Origin of the sequence: Streptomyces beijiangensis, from assembly GCF_017315755.1 — a bacterium.
GTDB classification, from domain to species: domain Bacteria; phylum Actinomycetota; class Actinomycetes; order Streptomycetales; family Streptomycetaceae; genus Streptomyces; species Streptomyces beijiangensis.
Genome location: NZ_JAFLRJ010001099.1, coordinates 1 through 398, shown reverse-complemented (window position 1 = coordinate 398; position 398 = coordinate 1). Strand labels below are relative to the sequence as shown.

2 pseudogenes are annotated in these 398 nt (G+C 74.9%); both read right to left on the bottom strand.

From position 1 onward, the window contains the following. Positions 1-184, bottom strand: a pseudogene (locus J0695_RS44850) (SMC-Scp complex subunit ScpB); the annotation flags it as partial. After that, positions 181-398 (bottom strand): annotated as a pseudogene (locus tag J0695_RS40725) (segregation/condensation protein A); the annotation flags it as partial. The pseudogenes J0695_RS44850 and J0695_RS40725, both read right to left, overlap by 4 nt.

Sequence of the window (398 nt, the reverse complement as noted above, 5' to 3'; positions counted from 1 at the left end):
TCGGTCTCGTGGGCTCGTCGACGACCATCAGGACGGCCTCCAGCGCGGGCTTCAGCTCCAGCTCGGCGACCGCGCTGGCCCCCGCGGGGGGCTCGGCCGAGGGGTCGGCCTGGGATCCGGCCTGCGCCCCGGCCTGGGGCTCGGTCCCCGCGGGTTCCGGAAGCTCGTACGTCTCCTCGCTCATGCGCGTGCTCCCTCGTCGTCGTCCCGTGCTTCCGGCGCGTCCGGCTCTGCTCGCTGGGCTTGCTCGTCGCGCAGCGGCTGCGGGCCCTGGTCGAACTCGTCGGACACCAGCTCCTCCGCCGCCTCGGCCTCGCCCCCGCTCCAGCGCACGACGAGGTCCCCCAGCGCCTCCTCCTGCTCCAGCGCTACGGCGCGCTCGCGATACAGCTCCAGGA